Origin of the sequence: Paenibacillus sp. V4I9, from assembly GCF_030817295.1 — a bacterium.
Classification (GTDB): domain Bacteria; phylum Bacillota; class Bacilli; order Paenibacillales; family NBRC-103111; genus Paenibacillus_E.
The window spans coordinates 2,273,255-2,295,858 of record NZ_JAUSZE010000001.1 but is presented as its reverse complement, the minus strand read 5'-3'; the positions used below and the strand labels follow the sequence as shown (position 1 = coordinate 2,295,858).

18 protein-coding genes are annotated in these 22,604 nt (G+C 44.0%); 4 read left to right on the top strand and 14 right to left on the bottom strand.

Annotated features, from left to right (window positions below; genetic code table 11):
- Position 1: 1 nt before the first annotated feature.
- Positions 2–2,677 (bottom strand): family 78 glycoside hydrolase catalytic domain, encoded by a 2,676-nt coding sequence (locus QFZ81_RS10475; protein WP_307602650.1) that lies wholly within the window; start codon positions 2,675–2,677, stop codon positions 2–4.
- Positions 2,678–2,906: 229 nt separating this feature from the next.
- Between QFZ81_RS10475 and QFZ81_RS10470 the strand changes: the two genes are divergently transcribed.
- Positions 2,907–3,431, top strand: coding sequence for a metal-dependent hydrolase (locus QFZ81_RS10470; RefSeq protein WP_307444743.1), 525 nt, complete (start codon positions 2,907–2,909; stop codon positions 3,429–3,431).
- Here QFZ81_RS10470 and QFZ81_RS10465 read toward each other — a convergent pair.
- Positions 3,428–3,913, bottom strand: coding sequence for a hypothetical protein (locus QFZ81_RS10465; protein WP_307602643.1), 486 nt, complete (start codon positions 3,911–3,913; stop codon positions 3,428–3,430). The genes QFZ81_RS10470 and QFZ81_RS10465 overlap by 4 nt on opposite strands.
- Positions 3,914–4,479: 566 nt before the next feature.
- Here QFZ81_RS10465 and QFZ81_RS37310 point away from each other — a divergent pair.
- Positions 4,480–5,190 (top strand): aminotransferase-like domain-containing protein, encoded by a 711-nt coding sequence (locus QFZ81_RS37310; protein WP_373463771.1) that lies wholly within the window; start codon positions 4,480–4,482, stop codon positions 5,188–5,190.
- Between the two features lie 111 nt (positions 5,191–5,301).
- Here QFZ81_RS37310 and QFZ81_RS10455 read toward each other — a convergent pair whose 3' ends face one another.
- Positions 5,302–7,047, bottom strand: coding sequence for a sensor histidine kinase (locus QFZ81_RS10455; protein WP_307602639.1), 1,746 nt, complete (start codon positions 7,045–7,047; stop codon positions 5,302–5,304).
- Positions 7,048–7,393: 346 nt separating this feature from the next.
- On the opposite strand from QFZ81_RS10455, the gene QFZ81_RS10450 reads away from it, so the two are divergent.
- Together QFZ81_RS10450 and greA are read left to right on the top strand one after the other, a co-directional pair.
- The gene (locus QFZ81_RS10450; RefSeq protein ID WP_307602637.1) at positions 7,394–10,651 is read left to right on the top strand and encodes a DEAD/DEAH box helicase; all 3,258 of its coding nucleotides are present in this window, start codon (positions 7,394–7,396) and stop codon (positions 10,649–10,651) included.
- Positions 10,652–10,847: 196 nt separating this feature from the next.
- Positions 10,848–11,318 carry a transcription elongation factor GreA gene (greA, locus tag QFZ81_RS10445; RefSeq protein ID WP_171647486.1) on the top strand — a complete coding sequence of 157 codons (471 nt, stop codon included), beginning with the start codon at positions 10,848–10,850 and terminating at the stop codon, positions 11,316–11,318.
- Between the two features lie 93 nt (positions 11,319–11,411).
- On the opposite strand, the gene murI is transcribed toward greA, so the two are convergent.
- From murI to QFZ81_RS10390, 11 genes are all read right to left on the bottom strand, one after another.
- The gene (murI, locus tag QFZ81_RS10440) at positions 11,412–12,185 is read right to left on the bottom strand and encodes a glutamate racemase (protein WP_307444752.1); all 774 of its coding nucleotides are present in this window, start codon (positions 12,183–12,185) and stop codon (positions 11,412–11,414) included.
- Between the two features lie 30 nt (positions 12,186–12,215).
- Positions 12,216–12,998, bottom strand: a complete 783-nt coding sequence (locus QFZ81_RS10435) for a Cof-type HAD-IIB family hydrolase (RefSeq protein ID WP_307606871.1) — start codon at positions 12,996–12,998, stop codon at positions 12,216–12,218.
- Positions 12,999–13,115: 117 nt separating this feature from the next.
- Entirely contained in the window at positions 13,116–13,646 is a 531-nt protein-coding gene (locus QFZ81_RS10430) for an ATP-dependent Clp protease proteolytic subunit (protein ID WP_307444754.1), read from the bottom strand.
- A 171-nt stretch (positions 13,647–13,817) separates the two neighbouring features.
- Positions 13,818–15,845 carry a methyl-accepting chemotaxis protein gene (locus tag QFZ81_RS10425; protein ID WP_307602635.1) on the bottom strand — a complete coding sequence of 676 codons (2,028 nt, stop codon included), beginning with the start codon at positions 15,843–15,845 and terminating at the stop codon, positions 13,818–13,820.
- A gap of 216 nt (positions 15,846–16,061) precedes the next feature.
- The gene (locus QFZ81_RS10420) at positions 16,062–17,057 is read right to left on the bottom strand and encodes an ATP-binding protein (protein WP_307602633.1); all 996 of its coding nucleotides are present in this window, start codon (positions 17,055–17,057) and stop codon (positions 16,062–16,064) included.
- A complete protein-coding gene (locus QFZ81_RS10415) occupies positions 17,050–18,018 on the bottom strand; it encodes an MASE4 domain-containing protein (protein ID WP_307602631.1) in 969 nt (322 codons plus the stop codon). The genes QFZ81_RS10420 and QFZ81_RS10415 overlap by 8 nt, the downstream gene beginning before the upstream one ends.
- A 73-nt stretch (positions 18,019–18,091) precedes the next feature.
- Complete coding sequence (locus QFZ81_RS10410; RefSeq protein ID WP_307444759.1) at positions 18,092–18,409, bottom strand: MGMT family protein; 318 nt, start codon at positions 18,407–18,409, stop codon at positions 18,092–18,094.
- Positions 18,406–19,485 carry a lactonase family protein gene (locus tag QFZ81_RS10405; protein ID WP_307602629.1) on the bottom strand — a complete coding sequence of 360 codons (1,080 nt, stop codon included), beginning with the start codon at positions 19,483–19,485 and terminating at the stop codon, positions 18,406–18,408. The genes QFZ81_RS10410 and QFZ81_RS10405 overlap by 4 nt, the downstream gene beginning before the upstream one ends.
- A gap of 77 nt (positions 19,486–19,562) precedes the next feature.
- Positions 19,563–19,925, bottom strand: coding sequence for a hypothetical protein (locus tag QFZ81_RS10400; protein WP_307602627.1), 363 nt, complete (start codon positions 19,923–19,925; stop codon positions 19,563–19,565).
- Between the two features lie 64 nt (positions 19,926–19,989).
- On the bottom strand, positions 19,990–21,558 hold the full coding sequence (gene pruA / locus QFZ81_RS10395; protein ID WP_307444768.1) for an L-glutamate gamma-semialdehyde dehydrogenase: 1,569 nt from the start codon (positions 21,556–21,558) through the stop codon (positions 19,990–19,992).
- 34 nt (positions 21,559–21,592) lie between these two features.
- Positions 21,593–22,507, bottom strand: coding sequence for a proline dehydrogenase family protein (locus QFZ81_RS10390; RefSeq protein ID WP_307444770.1), 915 nt, complete (start codon positions 22,505–22,507; stop codon positions 21,593–21,595).
- Positions 22,508–22,604: the final 97 nt, after the last annotated feature.

The following is a 22,604-nucleotide window of genomic DNA, read 5'->3' as shown; positions in this document are numbered from 1 at the left end:
CTTAACAAGTAATGGCGTATGTGCCTGATCCAAGTTTTAACCGCAGCTCTCCATCACTTTCCACTGCTGATAAGACTCCTGATGCGGACTGGGCTGCTTGACCATTAACGGATGCCAATGCTAATGTCGCCCCTCTCAAGGTTGCATGGCCTGTCGTATTCGAAGGTAGTTGGAACTCATAAACGACTCTGCCATCGGCCTCTTTCTTCCATTCACTGCGTATCTTACCGTAGCTGGAATAGAGCGATGCTTTCGCGTATTCAAGGCCGGAATCGGGTCGCGGACGGAAATGAATCCGTTTGTATCCGGGCTGCTGATCATCGGAATCGAGACCCGCCACTACGCGGTACAGCCAATCCCCAATGGACCCATACGCATAATGGTTATAGGAGTTCATATCATCACTCCAAAATGATCCATCCGGCTTGATGCCATCCCAGTGCTCCCAGATGGTGGTTGCTCCCTTGTGAATGGCGTACAGCCATGATGGATAATCTTCTTGTTGAACTAACTTAACGGCCAGATCATGGTAGCCATTTTCGGATAATACATGACACAGATACGGCGTACCTACGAAACCGGTCGTCAGGTGATTCTTCTGCTCCACGACATATTCCGCTAACGTCTTTGCTAATCGATCACGCGTACTTCCTTTCACGAGTCCGAACATCAGTGGGAGTATGTGTGCTGTCTGTGTATGCGCGGCCAAACGTCCGCTTGGTGTAAGAAATTCTTGTGTGAAAGCTTCAACAATACGCTCATAAAGCTCACTGTACGTAGCCACATCCTCGATGCGTCCCAGCACTTCCGCAGCTTTCACGAAGAGCGAAGTCGAATAGGCATAGTAGCATGTCGCGATTAAATCCCTAGGGGTCGCTCCTACATAGCTGCCTTCTTTGGCATCAAGCCCCAGCCAATCACCAAAGTGAAAGCCTGTATTCCACAGATACTCATTCTCTCCTTGGCTTCGCATGTACGTAATCCACGCTTTCATGCTGTCATACTGCTGCTCCAGAACACGCTTATCGCCATAAACTTGGTATATCGTCCATGGGCATATGACTGCTGCATCCCCCCATGCAGAGGAAGAGTGGTCATTCGAATCAAGTACGTCCGGGATTACGAATGGAACACCACCATTCTCATGCTGATCTGCTTTTAAGTCACGCAGCCATTTTGTGAAAAATAAAGCCACATCATAATTAAATGCTGCCGTGCGAATAAATACTTGCGCATCTCCGGTCCAACCCAGCCGCTCATCCCGCTGCGGGCAATCCGTCGGTACATCCAGGAAGTTGCCTCTTTGTCCCCATACAATATTTTGCTGAAGTTTATTCAGTAAGGGATGGGAACACTCAAAAGTGCCGCTAGCTGCCATGTCCGTATGAATAACATGTCCCGTGAATCGCTCTGCATCGAATGCTACATCCTTGGGCCAGCCTACCACTTTGACATATCGAAAGCCTTGAAACGAGAAATGGGGTTCATATTGTTCTTCCCCGCCACCTTTGCATATATAAGTAACCGTCTGCTTCGCATGACGCAAGTTCCCAATATAGAAGTTCCCTTCTTGATCCAACACCTCTGCATGCAGCAGCTGAAGACGAGTTCCAACGGGCAGCTCCAATCGCATGCGCACTTTTCCGACCATATTTTGCCCAAAATCAAGAACGGTTTCACCAGAAGGAGTTTCAATAACCGTTATCGGCTTCAAATGTTGGGTAATACGTGATGGCTCATTCTCTTGCATGACTAGGATGTCTTTGGAATGATCAAGAACCGTTACCGGGGACCAATTATCGTCCTGATACGTCGACATGCTCCACCCACTAAGCTCCAAGTTAGCATCATAGGTTTCTCCATGGTACAGCTCAGACATCCGAATCGGTCCTAATGAAGCGCGCCAAGAATCATCACTAACGATAATTTCTGAGGTTCCATCTATGTATTCAATATATAATTGAAGGAAAAGAGCTCTAACGTCACCAAAAATATTTCGTTGATTCTTCCAAGCCAAATTACCTTTGTACCAACCGTTTGCCAGCACGGCGCCAATGGTATGGTTTTCACCTTGCTGCAGCAGGCTAGTTACCTCATACGTCTGAACCTGCAGTCGGTGGCGGTAGCTGGTCCAGCCGGGTGTAAACTCCCAATCCCCCACACGAGTTCCGTTGACTTCAAGCTCATAAATGCCTAGACTCGTTGCATAAATAGTCGCTTTACGAATTCCCTTACGTGCTGAGAATGTCTTCCTCAAATAGAATGCTTCATCTGCGTTCGAATCAATGGAAGCTGCATCAGGTGTAATCCACTTTGCAGTCCAATCAGCTGAGCTTAGCTGCCCCATTTCCCAGAAAGCGATTTCACTCCAAGGCGATTGCAAACCAGACTGATCCCACACTTTGACACGATAAAAGTAACGGTTTCGCGGCAGCAGCTGTTGACCCTCAAAAACAACAAGCACAGATTGTTCCGATTGTATGTGACCGGAATCCCAAACCAAACGACTCGGTTCGAAAGAATTTTCATCCCTACTAACCTGGATGTGATAAGCTGATTGGATCGTATGATTGAAGTCCGAATCTAGTTGCCAAGTAAAGCGAGGCTGGGTCGTATCCAATCCAATCGGGTTGACGCGGTATTCGCATGTTAAGTTAGAAATATTGAGTGTCGTCATTCAAAACTCCTCCTACTTTTATCAAAATGTCTTTGTGTCCAATTCATAAAGTAAGCATCAATAAGTCCTATTGTAGAGCATCATATGACGCAATATGAAGGTGGATTCAGACAATCTTATAGGTAGAATACGACATGGAACATTTATTTTTTCGGCTTCCCCTCAATTTAGGAATCGCATGCGAATAGTATACAGTTATCGTCAATTCATGTAAGGGCAGGAGCTTAAGATGTTACAAAAAACACACAGTATTGCCGGATTCATTTCCGCGGAAATCGTTCTCACGTATCAAGATATTAGTTTCTTCACATGGGATGCCGCTGGGGCTCTTTTACTTGGATGTTTGGCAGGCACGTTAGCGGATGTCGATAAGCCAGGTTCTACCATGGCGAAGGTTCTTTTTCCTTTATCTGCTCTGCTGAGTCTGCTGAAGGTAAAGCATAGAACTGTCACCCATTCCATGCTTTTTCTACTACTCTTAGTCGTAATTGCAATGCCCTTATCTCCTTTATATTTCTGGGTATTCATCCTCTCTTACGCGTCGCACTCGTTTATCGATTTATTCAATGATAGAGGGGTTCAGCTCTTCTGGCCTATTCCCTTTAAGATTCGTCTACTCCCAAAATGGATAGCCATTGACACGGGTTCAGTGAGCGAGACCGTTTTCCGTTGGTTACTTCTGGCTTTGAGTCTAATCATCCCTTTTTGGACTTATGTACTACCGCAAATCTTGCGTCATAGCGCTTTGTTTTAATGTGTTGCAACAATATAATCCCCATTGGCATTGAGCAGAAATTGCGCATGATAAGCTCCTTGAGCGTCGGGCTCAGCTAAACTCTGAACGATCTCGCCAACTGCAGGAACACCTAAGAAGTCGTTCAAATCCTTCTTCATCGTCGATTGGAAAAGGATCTCGACTTCTTTTCCCCGATTTCTCGGAGAAATAACAGGATGGCTCAAAGGAATTGGATTATTCTCATCCAATAATTCAGAGTGCTGCAGCAGATGACTCGGAACTTCCAAATTGTCAGGAACGGAGACCAATAAAATCGTTTCTGTATCATTGGTTTTTACTTGCATAACCATTCCTGCCACATAAGCTGGACCTGGTTGAATTTCTTCCATCGACATCATACTTTTCTCAGGAGAAATGAATGCAAACAGCACAAACAGAGGAAATAAATGAATGAGACTCTTCTTGAACTCTTCCTTGTAGCGGCACTTTGACATATTCATTGTATGCTCCCCCTTTCGATTAAATTAAAATATCACGATTCATTACATTCGTTAGTTATCCTTACCCCGTTTATAAGTTTTTGAAAACTAAATGTAACGATTTTATGGAAAAAGAAAATAGATTGTCCAAAAGTCATTTTGGGATGTTATTCCTCTCTCCCCTTCCTGCAAAATACTATGCTATGGTGGTAACCAGAATTTACTGAGGGAACGTCAATGCGCTATTTGGACGAAAAACACCCAAAATCAGTTCCTCTCATTCGATTTCAAGCGCCATTTCCCAAAATAACGAATCGACGTTCTGCTTACTAGTGGCTGGGTGGTTTTTATCGGCAGAAAAAACAAAAAAATGAGAAGGCAATTAACCTTGCCACCTCATTTTTTTGTTTTTCTGCCCCTAAAAGACAGCCCCTTTGTTTGTTACCCCTGAGAGGTAATCTCAAAAATAGTATCAACGACAAGAGGCAGATTATCTCGTAATGAATTTGCTCCTAGAACCGATCGAGCATGAGCCCCCTTCTCGCCGAATACCTCCTGCATAAGATCAGAGAGCTGCCTCGAAACTAATTGGACAATCCGCACGAGTCGCTTTTGAAAAGAATGCCATTGCTCAGGTCGATGATATATTTACACAGAACGGGTATACGGTTGTCCCATTTCCGCTAAGTGAAAATGATCCGTCTATTGCTGAGATCATTCCCACAAATATAGACGCGGTATACGTTACTCCTTCCCACCGGCCCTCAGGAAACCCTTTATCCTATGCGATTAGGCAGGAACTGATTCACTGGGCATATCACAATCAAAGCCATATTATTGAAGATGATTATGATGGGGAATTCCGTCATGCTGGCAAAACTATTCCTTCCCTTCAAGGCCTTGATCAGCATGGTGTGGTCATTTATATCGGAACATTCTCCAAAGCTTTCACGCCTGCATTACGAATGAATTATATGGTGCTGCCTCATCAACTATTGCCTAATCTTCAATCTATGGAACGCACGCTCTCAAGCCCATCACGTATAGATCAACTCGCCATGGCTCTGTTCATGGAACGTGGACATTGGTACCGTCATATCAGGCGTATGCGCAATACGTATCGGAAAAAAAATGAGAAAATGCTCAAGCTAATACACGCTCATCTAGGCTCTCTTGTTCAAATAGAAGGCGAGGGAGCTGGACTGCACATTGAATTGACGGTCAATCGTTCATGTTCAGCAGAAAAGTTAAAAGACCTTGCCCTTGCTAAAGGGGTTCGTGTTTACAGCTCTCAATAAGATGAGATACCCAATAACAAAAAGCCCAAGATTTACTTGGGCTTTGGTAGTATAACCATAACGAATATGGAGATCGGGATTCAATTACTAAAAGCAGCTTGGATACGATGATTATTGCATCGGAACCGATATTTGGAAACAGATGCAGCCGTCTGCTACAGACACTTCGATGGTCCCTTTGTAATACTCGATTCGTTCTTTCACAACTGATAGACCAAGCCCCTGGTGCTCACCGTCACCTTTAGTGCTGTAGCCAATCGTGAACATTTTGTTATAATCATCAAGTTGGAACTCGGGATGAACCGGGTTGGTGACGGATATGGTTAAATGGTTTGACTCCGACCATCCGTTAACCATGACTTCACGTTCGTCTGGTGGGAATTTATTGACCTCATCAAATGCATTATCAATCAAGTTCCCAATAATTTTCACGATATCAACGGATTTCACACCTAATGACAAGCCTTCTAAGCCGGTAAAATGGTAATCGAAATCGATTTTGGTTCTCATGGCAAGCGCAATCTTTGCTTGGATAAGAGCCGCGATAGCTGGATGCCCGATTCGAATGATATCGTTCACTTCGTTGATTTCTTCAATTAATTCCTTCATGTATTTCATTTGGTCTTCTTTTTTCCCTTTAGACAGCAGAGCATACATGGTTTGTACATGGTTTAGAAAGTCATGCCGTTGACTGCGTATCGTAGCAAACATGAGATCCACGTTTTGAATGTACATTTCTTGTGTGGACTGGACAGCTGTTTCTCGGCTTTTCGTAATAAATCGGAAAACCAAATATATTAATACACAGCTAAAAATCGTAAATAGAACAATGAGAACTGTAAGCTGAACGAGCTGCTTGTTTAAAGTGCGTTGAATCGTTTGATAATCCGAGACGATGGTAATCACATAAGGAACTTCCCTTTGAACTTCGGTCATTTTTTTCTTAACAGGTACATACATGAACGTTTTCAGAATGGGCTTCCCATTCCAACTCTCCACAACGCTAACTGGTTTATTTTCCAGTATGGACTCCTTGTAATTATCCAAATCTTTCGAACTCGTTATGTTATATGTACCAAATAAAACCGGGCGGTCATAGACGGAAATGAATGGAACCCCACTACTGTCTTTATACTCAATCGGCTTTGTACCAAAAGTTACTCCGTTTAGTCCCGATATTTCCAAAATATCTGGATTCGAAGCGAGCGTTTTCTTCACGATCGTATCCGCGCCTACGATTTGCTTGAATTTCTGAATTTTATCCGCATTGACGAACACACATATTAAATAATTAGTGCTTCCATCATAAAAGTACCCAAACTTACTAACATTGCTTGAACCTGAAGCTGGAACATCATAGATACCCGACCAGAAATTAGGCAGCTTTTGCCCCTCAGCAATCGTAACTTGATGGTTATCCAGAAGCTGGTTAAAAGCCGTAAACCAATAACCGAATGATTTGGTACTTGTAATCTGAAGCTCTTTGGGCTCGGATGACTTACTTATCATAATATCATCACCATTTCGCTTCATCAGCGAGAAACCATCGACACCTGCTTGCCTGGCAAGCTGAACTAATTGTTCATTCGTAACTTTATCAATATCCGGATCTAGCTGACTCTTGGCGAAAAGCGCGACAGAACGAAGATTCTCACCGATTAAATCTTCTACAAAAAATGAACCTTCCTCTGATTGCTCAATGGATGTGCGGATTTGACTCGCAGTCGATTCCATGCGTTCAGATAACGCTTGCGTTAAGAGCGATTTCGTGAACCAATAATAAGAGGTGTTATTCGTTACAAGCAATAAAATAACAATAGCAAAGGTGACATAAATGACTTTGGTGTTGATTCTCATGAAGTTTCACACTTTCTTTTTAATGTAAACTCAATATTACAGCTTAGACGTGAAATAAAGTTCGTTTTTTTTTCGACACAAACCGAGGGAATATCCCTCTTTCAGTAGTATAGTTGGATACGAAAGCGTTGTCTATCTATTAATATACACACACTAAAACGTTTGGTAATATAGGGAAGAAATTTATAGAATTAAGATCATGCAGTCCATTCTCCTTTCGGAAATAGGCTGCATTTTTTTCTTGATTAGAATGCTTGTTTTTCCTGAGAACGAATGTTTGGTATAATGAATTCAACAAATAACAATTCCGGAACATATCTATTTTTCAAAAGGAAGGATCAAGGTAATGAGCTTTCAGTTGACAGATGGGGTCATTAAGTTGTTGTGTGGCCGGTTTTCTTATGAAAAAGGAGAAGCCTACTACCATGAAGGACAAGTGACTTTCCTAAATGAAAATCCTAAAATGCCATTCTATGAAGCAACAGTCGAAGGATATAACGGCACCTGCCTAGTGACCGTTGAAAATAATATAAACGGGGATGTTATTGCCCATTGTACCTGTCCTGCGTATGATCCGGACGATAAATACTGCGAACATATCGCTGCCGTACTGCTGAATATTCATGCAATTCAGCAAGTATCTCGAGTTGGCGGTACAACAACCCGACCTTCTGGAAATTCAGAGGGAGATCGTAGATTGACGAGCAATATCCTGGATTTGTTCGGGAACAAACCGCTGCGTCCAAGCCGTTCACAACCTCTTTTCGATACAAGAGAAGTTCTAGAACTGGAGTTTACCTGCAAACCATTCCAATACGGCTATCGGAAGCTCATGTTCGGGATTGAGATGAAGGTCGGCCCTAAACGACTGTATATCGTCCAAAGGTTAAGAGAATTTCTTGATCATATTGAGCGGAGAGAAGCCTATGTATTCTCAAAGCATTTTACCTACGACCCTAAGCTCCATAGTTTTCAAAAAGAAGATGATGCAGTCATTCGGCAGCTTATCGAAATCTATCACAATGAGCAGATGTACCATGAGACTTCAACTATATACTCCGTTCATGTCAATCATTTGAGTGGCGATCGGATGCTTCTGGTTCCTCCTTTCTCATGGAGAACCTTTCTTCCTGCGCTTAACCAGGCTAAGTCCGTTAAACTTGAGCAGAATGACCGTACATTCGATGGAATCCGTGTATCCGATGAACCCATCCCGCTCCTCTTTGAGTTCGACCAAACAGAGGCCGAAGGCTTCCAATTGGATGTCCAAGGTCTGGATAAGATTACAGTTATGGAATCGTATGGGGTTGTCCTTTCCGAAGGAAAGCTGATGCACATGCAAGCTGAACCGTGCAAGCGTCTTTCGGAGCTAAAGCAAATGCTCGAATACTCCAGCAAGCACCAAATTCAAATTCCGTCCGAGCAAATGGAACCTTTTATGGAAAAAGTGATTCCTGGCCTGATGAAGTTAGGCAGTGTCCATATCGCTGGGGCCATTTCCGACCGCATTATGCGAACGCCGTTAAAGGCTAAGTTGTATTTGGACCGAGTGAAAGATCGACTGCTTGCCGGTCTGGAGTTTCAATACGGCGATATTGTCATTAACCCGCTAGAAGGCAATGAGCAGAGGCGCGGAACCGACCGCATTCTAATGCGAGACGGAGATCAGGAGCGACGAATTCTGGAACTTATGGAGCAAAGTCCCTTCGCTAAGACGGAGGAGGGATATTTCATGGATAGTGAAGACGAGGAATACGAATTTCTGTACCACGTCGTTCCGCAGTTGGAGAAGCTGGTGACTGTTTATGCCACCTCTGCCGTGAAAACAAGACTTCTAACCGGACATGGCCCGCCGAAGGTCAAGGTTGATGTGGATGAACGAACGGATTGGCTGGAATTCAAATTCGATATGGAAGGTATTCCTGAATCGGAAATCCGCAATCTGTTGAAATCCCTTGGGGAGAAACGCAAATACCACCGGCTGCCGGATGGGGCGTTACTACCGCTCGAAAGCGTGGAGTTTCAGGAAATTGTTCGCATCATGAACGAAATGGGCATTACCAAGGAGGACGTGAAAGCAGCAGAGATCCGCCTCCCCTTAGTCCGCGGGCTCTATTTGATGGATTCCGAGAGGCAAGGAAATACCGTTAAGCTGGGCAGAACATTCCGCCAGTTGCTGGAAAACATGCGGAATCCGGATAATCTGGATTTCACGGTGCCGGCCAGTCTGGAACCTGTACTTCGGGATTACCAGAAGTATGGCTTCCAATGGTTGAAGACGCTGGCCCAGTACAATTTCGGCGGCATCTTGGCAGACGATATGGGCCTTGGAAAAACCATACAAAGCATCGCTTTTATTGTCTCTGTACTGCCCGAGATTAGAAAGCAGGCGCTGCCGGCGATAATCGTTGCTCCCGCTTCTCTCGTCTACAATTGGCTCAATGAGCTGAAGAAATTCGCGCCAGAGATTCGGGCCGTCATCGCAGATGGGAGCAGAGAAGAGCGCAGCAAGATTCTGAAACATGCGTCACATGTGGATGTCCTCATAACCTCATACCCGCTTTTGCGTAGGGATATCGACCTGTATATGAAGCCATCGTTCCATACGCTTATTTTGGATGAGGCCCAGGTGTTCAAGAACCACACCACACAGACGGCCCAGGCGGTGAAGGAGATTCAAGCCCAATACCGTTTTGCCCTTACTGGAACTCCAGTCGAGAACAGGCTTGAAGAACTATGGTCCATCTTTGACGCGGTGTTCCCTCAATTGTTCCGCGGGAGAAAAGCTTTCAATGACTTATCCCGTGAAAGTGTGGCCAAGCGGGTCCGGCCGTTTCTGCTGCGCAGGCTGAAGACCGACGTTCTGAAGGAACTGCCGGCGAAGATCGAGTCGTTACAAGCTTCCGAGCTGCTGCCGGAGCAGAAGAAGCTGTATGTCGCCTATTTGGCCGAACTACAACAAGAAACACTGAAGCATCTGAACAAAGACAGCTTTAATAAACATCGGATCAAAATTCTGGCCGGCTTGACCCGACTTCGCCAGTTGTGCTGCCACCCATCTCTGTTCGTCGAAGATTATGCCGGAAGCTCGGCCAAGTTCGAGCAGCTCATGCAGATTATCGAAGAATGCAGAAGTGCCGGCAAGCGGGTGCTGATATTCTCGCAATTTACAGCGATGCTGGGAATGATTGGACGAGACCTAGGTTATCAAGGAGTGCCGTATTTCTACTTAGACGGTAAAACCCCAACTGCAGAGCGTGTAGGGCTGTGCAACAAATTTAATGAAGGCGAGCGAGACCTGTTCCTCATCTCATTAAAAGCCGGCGGTACTGGACTAAACCTTACCGGTGCCGACACCGTTATCCTCTACGACTTATGGTGGAACCCTGCTGTGGAACAGCAAGCAGCCGACCGTGCACATCGTATCGGACAGAAGAAGGTCGTGCAGGTGATCCGTCTTGTTGCGCAAGGCACCGTTGAAGATAAAATGTACGAGCTCCAACAGAAAAAGAAGAACCTGATTGATGAAGTGATCCAGCCGGGCCAGGAGGCATTGTCCGTCTTGACGGAGCAAGAGATTCGGGAGATTTTGATGATAGGATGATTGAATGGCAAAAAGAAGGGCTATCCTCCAGATCATTGTAAGGCGAAGCCAGTCATAGCTATAAAGTTGCTTACATCAAGCCCAGCTTATGAAAAAAAGATCAAGTTAGACAGTTCTCCTTGTCTTACTTACTTTACTTGCCTCAGTTACTTTAGTAGTATATCTAGTATCGAATGAATGAGGAGCTGCAAAAAATATGTCCAATGATGAAATTATTCTAACTCCAGAAGGATTACGTAGTTTAGAATTAGAGCTTGAAGATCTCAAAACCGTCAAACGCAAAGAACTAGCCAGCCGTATTAAAACAGCAATTAGCTATGGTGATCTCAAGGAAAACAGTGAGTACCATTCCGCCAAAAATGACCAATCTTTCATGGAAACCAGAATATTGACGATTGAAAGAATGCTGAAGAAAGCTAAAGTTGTTAAGAATATCGGCACATCCAAAGTTCAAGTTGGCTCTACCGTTATTCTCAATGATGTGGAATTTGCTGAGAAAATTGAGTATAAAATCGTCGGTACTCAGGAAGCCGATGTGAATGAAAATAAAATTTCCTATGAAAGTCCACTTGGCGTTTCCCTCATGGGCAAATCAGTTGGTGATGTGATTAGTGTGAATGCACCAATGGGTGTCATTAGCTATGAGCTGCTTGAAATCAGAGCGTAACCTAACGCAATCCTTCTACTAAACATAATAAAAGGCATTGTCATGCAGCGGCGGCTGCACGGCAATGCCTTTTTGACTTGTTCTCAAACCTTACTATCCAATAGCTTGAATGATTTCCAAGGCCTTTTCCATCTTCTGAATATAGGCTGTCTCATTGCTGGAACACATGAATTTGATGTTGGATTGTCCCTCGCCAAGTAATTGGTTCCGGTCCCTGAGCAGCTGTATCAACCGATTCACAGTACCCGCGCTTCCATCAACAATTTGGATGTGACTTGGCAGCATCTTTCTTAGAACGCCCCTATAAAAAGGGTAATGCGTGCATCCTAAAACGACTGTCCCATACATCCTAAGGTCAAAGGGCTCCAGCTTGGCATGAAAATAATCAGTGATTTGTTGACCCTCCACATTTAATTGTTCACAGAATTCAACCAATTCCGGCAGCGGCACCGAATCCACCATACCCATATCATCCATACGAGAAACTAGCTCTCTATATTTCGATTGCTTGAGCGTTAAAGGCGTAGCGAAAACGAGCACTCTTTTACCTGATGAACGATTCATTTCGAGGGCTGGCTTTACCGCGGGTTCCATGCCGATAATCGGCATCTCATAGGTTTTTCTTAATTCTGCAATGGCTATACTAGTTGCTGTGTTGCAAGCAATGACGAGGGCTTTGACCTCTTCTTTGATAATCATGTCTACGGATTTTTTGACAAAAGCAAGAACCTCCTCCTTCGATTTCGTCCCGTATGGAACATGAAGGGTATCCGCAAAATACAGAAAATCTTCATGAGGCAGTTGCTTCATGGCTTCGTGTAAGACAGTAATACCGCCTATCCCTGAATCAAAAAAAGCTATTCTCATTATCTTCACCCTGTATGTATTGTTTCTTTTCTATAGCAATCCTGCCGTAATAAGTCCGTTTCGAATGCCATCTTCATCTACATGTGTCGTTACATGATCGGCATATGGTAGTAAGTCTTTGTGAGAGTTCCCCATCGCGATACCGAATCCGACATACGAAAGCATCTCCATATCATTTAAGCCGTCCCCAAAAGCTACAGCATCTTCCGGCTTCAATCCAACAAGCTCCAAAAGCGCGGCGATCCCTTGGGCTTTCGAACCACCTGCAGGTAATACGTCTATCGCATGCTGATGCCAGCGAATCAACTTAAATTCCGATTGCAGTTCCTCGTACAAATGCTCATCCGTGTCTTCAATATGCAAGAAGATTTGATAAATATCGTTGGTTTTCCAGAAATCCGGGTCATACGCCGGCAAATCAACCTTCAATGAGGAAATAGATCCTACAACAAAAGGATGGTCGTCATCAGTATCCGTGAAGTAGTTGTGCTCCCCTTCGAATACGAGGGAATGCTTATGCTTTGCCGCCAATTTAACCAGCGCTTCTATGCTGCTCTTGGCGATAATCCGTCTGTAGAGCGGTTCACCTCGATAAACGGCATAGCCGCCGTTCAAGCATACATAGGAATCGATCCCAAGCTGCTCAGCCAAGGGCTTGATGAAGTAGGGAGCTCGTCCTGTTGCGATAACCGGTTCGATCCCCTGCCGCTTTAATTGTTGAATTGCAATTATCGTACTTGCAGGAACTTGTTTTTCTTCGTTAACTAATGTGCCGTCAATATCAAAAAATACAATTTTATACACGGTATGGATCTCCTTTTCATTAGGGGGCAGCACGGCTGCTCCTCTTCTCTCTATCTCTCAATTAAACACCAAAAGCAAAGAAAAAACAAAGAAAAAGAGAATCCCTCAGGCTTCTCTCCGCCATACCTATACAATTTCATCAATAATCCCAAATGATAAGGCCTCATCTGGACTCAGATACCAATTACGTTGATGCTCCTGAACACGATGCAGCTCGTCTGTATGCAGCTTCGTTTTCGATAAGATGTACTCATCATAAATGTTTTGCAGCCTCTGCGTTTCATCCACACGATTTTTCAAGTGTTCCAAATGACCGTCGATATGTGTAGATACAGAATGATACATGAATGTACTAAGTCGGCCGGCGTACCTCTTATGACCACTAACAGCGATTAGTAAACTCATGCTAGCAGCAAGTCCATACACGTATGTATGTACCGGCGTCTTACTGTTATCAATCACATTGATCAATCCTAGACCATCATAGACACTCCCACCATTACTGTTAATAATTAAGTCGATAGGCAGTCGCTTGAAGTCTTTTTCTTTCTTATCTTTGTCATCATCATATTGATTAATTCTCATGATTTGCTCGACTATGGTTTTCACAGAGCTTTTATTAATGCCATCGAATAGATATAAGGTCCTGTCATTCATAGCATGCCTCCTGTCCGTATGGCCTACTTATACGTTAGTCTATTCTCGTTTTATAGACTTTGTAACTCTTTTCCCTTTCTTTTCTGGATTTTTGGGCAAAACAAAAAGGCCAACCAGTTTCTGGTTGACCTCTCTATACCCTTTGCCAAGCTTGTATAAACGTTTGAAATATTAACGAGTTTTAAATCTAGCAAGCGATTCTTGCAGTTCTTGCGCCATATTGCTTAAATCTTCTGCTGAGGCAGATATTTCCTCCATGGTCGCATGCTGCTTCTTCGACCCTTCAGAAATGCCTTGTCCGTGGTCATAAGAGGCTTTGGTCATGTGCACAATTTCGCTCATGGACGCCGTTACTTCCTGAGTTCCAGCCGACATTTCCTGAGATGCGGCCGAGACTTCCTGGATTTGGTCGGAAATTTCTTGGAATGTCGAGGTAACACGGTTAAAGACCTGACCTGCCGCATCAATAAGCTCAGAACCTTTCTCTACGTCCAGTACACCTTTATTCATTGCTTGTACGGCTCTTGACGTCGAAGACTGCACTTCCCGAATCAAACTCGAAATATCGGCTGCAGAGGATGATGACTGTTCCGCCAGCTTCTTGACTTCGTTCGCTACCACCGCAAACCCGCGTCCTTGTTCGCCAGCGCGTGCGGCCTCAATAGAAGCATTGAGGGATAGCAGTTGGGTTTGGTTTGTAATTTCAGTAATGACCGACACAATTTCACCGATTTTTTGTGAGTACGATTCAAGTGCTCTTATATCATCTGCCGATTTCCCGACGGAATCATTAATGAACTTCATCTGTTCGACAGCCTGATTGATCGCAACGCGTCCTTGCTGAACTTCCTGCAGCGAAGCATGCGATGCTTCTGTCACGACCGATGAAGACTCTGCAATCCGTTGTACCCCAATAGCCATTTCCCCCATCGCGGTAGATGTCTGCTCCGCACCTTGCAGTTGGCCTTTACTCGCATTGAACACTTCTTGAATCGATTGGGCGATTGTAGTTGAAATGTCGACCGATTCCGCAGCGCAAGCCGTAAGCTCTTCCGATGAAGCGCCTAGCTGTTCCGCGGTGTATCTAGCCTTTCCGACAATGTCTGAGAAAGAATCGAGCATATGATTCATGTTATCGGCAAGTTGTCCGAGCTCGTCACTTCGCTTGATAGCAAGACGTGGAGTTAGGTCGCCCTCAGCCATCTTCTTCACTGCTTCCGTAATCGCAATAACTGGTTTTGTTGTTTTCGTCGAGACAATCAGTGCGAAAGCCGCTACTACGATAGTCGTAATCACAGTCAGCCATATCGATACTTGATTTGCTGTTTTTACCGAGCTATATACTTCCGCATTGACTAAATTCGTAACCAAGCGCCAGCCTGTTGATGGGATTGTATCAAAGCTAATTTCTGTAGCTACCCCATCCTCGCCAGTAAATTGAAACGTTCCTTTCGCTTCTTTCAAAACAGTCTCTTTAAACTTAGCTGCTTCCGACGGCGTAAATACATCCTCCATTTTTTTGCCTACTTTAGCTGCATCAGGATGGGTTAAGAGCATTCCGGAAGGAGACATTAAGTAACCGTAGCCTGTCTCTCCTATTTTTATCGTCTTTGTGTAGACGGTAAGATTATCCGTTGTTAATGGACAGAATAATCCACCAATATAGTTTTGCTTATCATCAAGCAGCGGGACAAATACAATGATGACATTTTTACCCGAAGCTTTGCTGACGAGCAAATCACTGCTGACAGGCAGCTTCGTCTGCTTGGCTTGCTTAACGTAATCGCGTTCACCTATAGGAATCTTTTGACCAGCTGAAGTAAGCGCAGTATCGTCTTTATTTGCATAAACATACTGTTCAACTTCTTTGTTGGCTTGTTCAAATTTCTTAAGCGTCTTCATAATTTCCTGTTCATTGCCACTCTTGAATTCGTCGAACTTTTGCATTTCTTTCAAAATCGCTATGTGCCGCTGAATGGAATAGTCAATTGCTGATACATTGGCTTTAACGATACTCTCTTCCTTGGAGTGAACCTCACCTGTCACTACATTCTTCAAATAGTAAGAAGAAAAAATAATACTAAACAGCATCGGTACTAACGCAATAACAAGAAACATGGCCGTCATTCTTGCTTTAAACGACTTAAATGAAAACTTTCTTACCCATCCTTTTACATTTGCTGTTCTCTGTGGCTTCATTCCTTATGACTCCTCCAATTGATCATTAATCTTTCAAGGGAATTCGATGTGCTTTGACAAATTCCTCTATATTTCGACATTAACGAAATGAGAGCACCTCTTGCCTTAAGGTATTAAAATAGATGGGTAGAAGCAACATTCAGGTACTACTAGAATGAAAAAAACATGCCAATCCGCGAGGTTTTCACGGTTTGAACATGCTCTTTTTTTACCCGACTATTCGGCATCTATTTCAACTAACTGCACTATAAAGATTGAGCCTTTGCCCAACTCCGTATCAACTACCACTTTCCCATGATGTGCTTCAATGATCTCCTTGACAATTGATAACCCTAGACCCGTTCCTCCGATTTTCCTGCGATCCGAATTATCGACACGATAAAATCTCGTAAACAGTTTATCCAAGGAATCCGCCGGAATGCCAAGACCATAATCTTGTATCTTGATTAACACTTTTCCGTTATCGGTTTCAACATAAATATCAATTTTCGTCGCACCCGGCGAATACTTAATCGCATTGGAGATCAAATTATGGAACACTTGCTTTAAACGGTCTTCGTCCCCTTGGACAAATATTCGCTCGGTTGCTGCATGCAGCTCAGCTTCATGATTGTCTTTCCCCTGCCACTGCTCAACGATTTCGCGGAGTAATAGAACCGCATCCAGAGATTGGAAGTGAAACTCTTGCCGGCCCGAATCCAGGCGCTGCAAATCAAGAAAATCGTTAATCAAATTCGATAACCGTAAAGATTCCTTATGAATCGTCTCGATATATTTGGCGCGCTTCTCTTCCGTCACTGCACGTGTTGCCAGGATTTCAATAAAACCCACAATCGAGGATAGTGGCGTCCGAATTTCATGAGAAATAATGCTAACGAACTCATTTTTCAGCTCATCAATTCGCTCTTCTTCAGTACGATCTCTGAATCCGACTAGATGTCCCCTGAGTGACCCTTCCATTTCACCTGAAATAGGATTGACATAGCATTCGTAGTGCCTTGTTTCGCCTTTCAACGTCAATCTAGATACACGCTTACGAAAAGGCGGGATGGTTTGTCCGAAATAAGCGTCGATGAACTCATCAAAAGCAGCTTCTGAGGTTTTCATTCCTAGACAATAACTAGATATCCGTTCTCCGCTTTCGAGTTGACGTTCAAAAAAATGTTCCACTCGGCGATTCGTAAAGATAACCCGTCCTTCTGTATCACACATGGAGCACCTTATATTTATCTTTACTATCCTTCACCTGCTGGAAGAGCTCTGTCATACTCAGATACATTTTGGTAAACTCATAAATCATTCCCGCAAGCACAATATTTGCACATACAAAGCTGTTCCACCTAGCCACATACCATCCCACACTGAAGCGCCCGCCGCCACAAAGAATAATCGCCACATCAAGCATTGAAGCCAGTATGGCTACACATAGCCAGGTCGAAGTAACCGTACTCGCTTTGGATCTTTTGTAATAGACAATTAATGTAAGTAAAGTAATGAAGACAATTGGCAGCCCAAGACCATATAGAAACAAGGGTGTTAGCTTACCTTGAGACAACACAATTGGCAGTTCATTTTTGAAATGCGTCGTGATATAAGTCAATCCTGTGATTAGTATAACGACACCAAGCAAGGTGTACAGACCTAATCTCTTAGCCTTACCAGCACTATAATTAACATTCGCATATTTCGATTCAATCATCATATAGAGGGCAATCGCTAGGGGAAATCCTGCGTGCAAGAACACGTATAGCCAAGCCGAAGTTTGCGTTCCTGCATGGAACAAGCCATTTTCAGCGAAAACACGAGGGAACGTGAGGATATAGACCAAACTCATACCACCGGAAAACAGATACAATGCAAACAGGACCAGTACCGCCGGTGAGCGATTGATTTTGAATTGACTATAAATCACGTAAGCCGTAATTAATTCAAAACAAATAACCGTGGAAAAAATGGCCGGCTGATAGGCCTGCAGCTCAACCAACTGTATCCTTACAAACGGCACAGAAAGCAGTGAAATCAAAGCCACTATAGCCCCAATAATAAAAGCAAACCGCCGCTGTGAAGGATTTGAATGCATCGTTATTAAATTATATATCTTTGCTGATGAAGCTTGCTCTTGACTCATAACAACCTCCGTGAATTGATCTTCCTTTTTCACAAGATTCGACAAAGCTTAACTCCCTTCCTTCTTACAAAAAGCCTCACTTCTTCCAGTTGCAAGAAGTGAGGCTGCCTATGTAAACTCATGCTTCTTCTTTCATTTGAACCTGATAGTGCTCAAGGGAAATATACCGCTGATCCGTAATTATGACACCTTCAGCTTGCAGCAAAAAACTTTGCATATGGGATCCTTCATCATCCATGATGGCAATCTCTCCCTTTGCGTTAATGACTCTGTGCCAAGGAAGGCGATGCTTCTTGCTCATTGCATGCAAAATTCGTACGACTTGTCGAGCCGCCCTTGGGCTTCCAGCGAGCCTTGCAATCTGACCATAGGTCATGACTTTGCCCTCGGGGATACTCCGAATGATGTGAATAACTCGCTCCGTGAAAGGTGTCATTCTACACTAGCAAACTTGATACATACCGGTTTAGACACATTTAGTACACTTCCGGTTGGAACGAGCTTCCCGGATTGAGAGTCCCGTGAGAACGATACAATGTTATCCGAATCTTTGTTAGCTACGAGTAGAAATTGTCCATCCGGCGATATCGCAAAATTACGTGGATGCTTCCCTAACGTAGGCGCGTACTCCACCACTGTAAGCTTACCGGTTACTGGATCGATGGCGTACACGACAATGCTCTCGTGACCACGGTTAGATCCATATAAGAACTTTCCATCTGGAGAAACATGAATATCCGCGCAGGCATTTTCCCCTTCATAAGACTCCGGGAGTGTGGAAATCGTCTGGATTTCAGTCAGCTCTCCTCGTTCTTCCTCATAGCTGAATGCCGTAACTGTGGAGCCAAGTTCATTAATAACATAGCCAAAGGCATAGGACGGGTGGAACGCAAAATGCCGCGGACCTGAACCAGGGGCTACCTGCACTTCATTATGAGGAATAAGCCGTTTGGCAGGGATATCGAGCTTGTAAATCAGGATTTTATCCAAACCTAAATCACATACCCCGGCAAAACGATTCGTTCGATCTATGAAAACAGAATGAGCACGTGGTCTATCCTGCACCGATAGGACGCTTGCCCCCTGGTGCTGCTGGATATCAGCCGTTGTACCTAAACGGCCATCCGCTAACACAGGAGACAAACCTACCATACCCCCGTGATAACTGGCCACCATCACCACTTGGTTCGTATGATCCAATGTAATGTGGCACGTAGTTGAAGGTAGTGTGATCTCATTGTTCAGAAACGTTAATTCTCCTGTAGCTGAATTAATTTCATAAGAAGTTGCCGCTCCGCAGCGCTGCTGATTCACGTCAACACTCTCCGTTAACGCATATAATTTCCAATTGCTCGCATCCACAGTCAAGAAAGTCGGATTTTGCAAACCATTTACTTGATGAGTGACTTCCAAGCTTCCATTCTCTTCATCGTATTGGCAGGTGTATACCCCAGGATTATTCGAATCCGCATATGAACCTATAAAAGCTAACGTTTTTTTCTTCTTTTCCAAAAATGCCACTCCCATTCTTCTGTTATTGATATCAGCATTATCTCAAATCCTCTTCTAAGGAGCAACAAAACTTAAACTTACGTATGATATATCGGTTGAGGCGTGCTGCCGATCCCATAGAAAAACAAATGCACCATTTCCTCGATCAGCGTGTCTATATTCCCATGTATTTCGGCATAATCCAGCATAGTGTCAGCCTGGCTCGTCAACATTTGCATATACATCATGATGGTGGATGTAGAAAGCGCCCCGGTGATTTCCCCATTTTTCTTGCCGTCTTCAATAAGCTGGATCACAAGCGGAACACCCTTGGTCATATATTCCTCTTTGAGAAAGTGCGCCATTTCCGGATCGTCGTGCCAGATTTGCTTCATGACCTGAAGACTGAACGTTCTGCGACCGATCTTAAAGGCACATCGTACTCCCCTGTGTTTGCGCACCTCAGCTGTCGATCCTATAAAAAAAAGAAGGCCAGACTCATCGTCCGCCCTCTTCTTCTATTCATTATATTTTACGTGAAGTCAGCTTCGCTTGTGTGAGAAGCATGAGGTAGTCGTAACCGCCTGCTTTGGAATCCGTTCCTGACATATTGAAACCGCCGAAAGGATGTACACCCACCAATGCGCCTGTGCATTTGCGATTAATGTACAAGTTGCCGCAGTGAACAGTGTCTAATGCCTCAGAAATCCGCTCCTCATTCGTGGAGAAGTATGAGCCCGTTAAACCAAATTCCGTATCGTTGTACATCGCGATGGCTTCTTTCCAATCTTTCGCTTTAGCAATGGCCAAGACAGGTCCGAAAATCTCTTCCTGCATAACGCGCGCTTTGCCGCTTACATCACCGAACACAGTTGGCTGAATGTAGTAGCCATTCCCTTCAGCCTTATCGCCACCTGCAAGAAGCGTTCCTTCTGTTTTCCCAATTTCAATGTAATCTAAAATTTTATCATAGGAACCTTTATCAATGACAGGACCCGCTGCGAAATTGTGTTCAGGCAAGCCGCTTTGCAGCTGGTTCGTTAGAGTAACTACTTTATCTACAACTATGTCGTAAACTGATTCAACAATGATAGCACGTGAACCAGCCGAGCATTTCTGCCCTTGAAAACCGAAGGCTGAAGCCACTATCGCAGCTGCAGCCGCGTCAAGATCCGCTGTTTCGTCCACGACAATACCGTCTTTGCCGCCCATTTCCGCAATCACACGCTTGATCCAAATTTGACCAGGCGCCACGTCCGCGGCCAGCTTATTGATGCGCAAACCAATCTCCTTGGAGCCGGTAAAGCTAATGAAACGAGTCTTCGGATGTGTCGTTAAATAGTCTCCAACTTCCGCACCGCTTCCTGGAATGAAATTAATTACTCCAGCAGGAAGTCCAACTTCCTCCATAAGAGCCACGAATTTGTGAGCAATAACAGGCGTGGTTGAAGCTGGCTTCAGCAAAACGGTATTCCCAGAAACAACCGCCGCAATGGTCATACCTACACAAATCGCTAGTGGAAAATTCCATGGCGGGATAATAACGCCGACGCCTAAGGGGATATAACTAATTTGGTTGTTTTCACCGGGAATTTTAACTAATGGCTGCGTCTCGTTGATTTGGCTCAAACGAATCATTTCGCGCGCGTAGAACTCGATGAAGTCAATCGCTTCTGCGGTATCTACATCCGCTTCTACGTAGTTTTTACCTGACTCCAGAATCATCAACGCTGAGAATTCATGCTTACGATCACGCATTAGCGCAGCAGCTTTAAATAAATACTCCGCGCGCTCTCTTGCAGGAACCTTTTTCCAAGTTTCGAATGTTTCGAGGGCAACGTTCATCGCTTTTTCAGCAAGCTTCTGATCCGCTTTACTAACGTATCCAATGATTTCATCTACATTCCCTGGGTTAATCGATGTGATTTTAGCCTCTGTTACTACTTTCTCATTACCGATATATAGCGGGTATTCGCGCCCCAGCTCATTTTTCACTTTGGCAATAGCAGCTTGCATCGCCTTCACATTTTCCTCTAGACCAAAATTAGTAAATGGCTCATTAGCATACGCACTAACCTTCGTAAATGTATTCATCTTATTGCTCCTCTCCGAATGGAAAACTTGGGTGTTATTTAAACATATTTTTCAGAACAAACCAGACATTCGCTGGGCGCTCTGCTAACCTTCTCATGAAATATCCGAACCAATCTACACCGTAAGGGACATAGACACGAACCCGATATCCTTCTTTTACTAATTGCTTTTGCAAATCTTCACAAATCCCGTAAAGCATTTGGAATTCAAATTGTTCTATGGAGATACGATTTGAGCTTACAAATTCTTTCGTAAAATGAATAATCGCCTCATCATGACTTGCAATAGCTGTATAATGACCGTTCAGAAGATGTTTTTGAATGATTTTTTTGTAATTTTCATCTACCGCGCTTTTTTCTGGAAAAGCAACTTGCGGAGATTCCTTATAAGCACCTTTCACCAGGCGCAAATTGGCTCCGAATGCATGTAAATCATCGATATCCTGCATGGTCCGGAACAAATAAGCTTGAATGACGATTCCTACGTTGTCATATTCTTGTCGAAGCTCTCGATAAATATCGAGTGAGATTTGACAATGCGCATAATCCTCCATATCAATTCGCACGAAATTTCCATGCTGACGAGCGCGATCAAGAATTCGTTTCATGTTGTTTACACAAAGCTCTCTGCTGATATCTAGCCCAAGTGAAGTCATTTTAAGCGAAAGATTGGATTTGACGCCTGAACTAGCAATCGCATCTAGCGTTTGAATACACATGGCTGCTGATTCCAACGCTTCTTCTTCACTAAAGACGAACTCACCCAAATGATCCAGAGTCGCTACACGGCCATCTTGATTAAGCCCGCGCACAGCTTCGATGGATTGCTGGGTGGTCTCTCCTGCTACAAAACGCGCTGCACCAAAGCGTAAACCATACTTTTTGGCTAATCGATTAGCAGTTCGGCTTTTGCCTAATGATTGAAACATATTTTTCATGATGTGTTCCATCTGTTGTTCCTCCAAAGGAATTATACAATAGTGTAAAATTAATAATCTTATTATACACTTTAATTTAAAATTTGAACACTATTTGTTTATTTTCATA

Excerpts from the sequence above, each read along its gene's own strand:
- QFZ81_RS10470 (WP_307444743.1), top strand. The coding sequence starts at position 2,907 with ATGTTACAAAAAACACACAGTATTGCCGGATTCATTTCCGCGGAAATC.
- QFZ81_RS10465 (WP_307602643.1), bottom strand. The coding sequence starts at position 3,913 with ATGAATATGTCAAAGTGCCGCTACAAGGAAGAGTTCAAGAAGAGTCTC.
- QFZ81_RS10455 (WP_307602639.1), bottom strand. The coding sequence starts at position 7,047 with ATGAGAATCAACACCAAAGTCATTTATGTCACCTTTGCTATTGTTATT.
- greA (WP_171647486.1), top strand. The coding sequence starts at position 10,848 with ATGTCCAATGATGAAATTATTCTAACTCCAGAAGGATTACGTAGTTTA.
- murI (WP_307444752.1), bottom strand. The coding sequence starts at position 12,185 with ATGAGAATAGCTTTTTTTGATTCAGGGATAGGCGGTATTACTGTCTTA.
- QFZ81_RS10420 (WP_307602633.1), bottom strand. The coding sequence starts at position 17,057 with ATGTGTGATACAGAAGGACGGGTTATCTTTACGAATCGCCGAGTGGAA.
- QFZ81_RS10450 (WP_307602637.1), top strand. The coding sequence starts at position 7,394 with ATGAGCTTTCAGTTGACAGATGGGGTCATTAAGTTGTTGTGTGGCCGG.
- pruA (WP_307444768.1), bottom strand. The coding sequence starts at position 21,558 with ATGAATACATTTACGAAGGTTAGTGCGTATGCTAATGAGCCATTTACT.
- QFZ81_RS10425 (WP_307602635.1), bottom strand. The coding sequence starts at position 15,845 with ATGAAGCCACAGAGAACAGCAAATGTAAAAGGATGGGTAAGAAAGTTT.
- QFZ81_RS10390 (WP_307444770.1), bottom strand. The coding sequence starts at position 22,507 with ATGGAACACATCATGAAAAATATGTTTCAATCATTAGGCAAAAGCCGA.
- QFZ81_RS10475 (WP_307602650.1), bottom strand. The coding sequence starts at position 2,677 with ATGACGACACTCAATATTTCTAACTTAACATGCGAATACCGCGTCAAC.
- QFZ81_RS10410 (WP_307444759.1), bottom strand. The coding sequence starts at position 18,409 with ATGACACCTTTCACGGAGCGAGTTATTCACATCATTCGGAGTATCCCC.
- QFZ81_RS10430 (WP_307444754.1), bottom strand. The coding sequence starts at position 13,646 with ATGAATGACAGGACCTTATATCTATTCGATGGCATTAATAAAAGCTCT.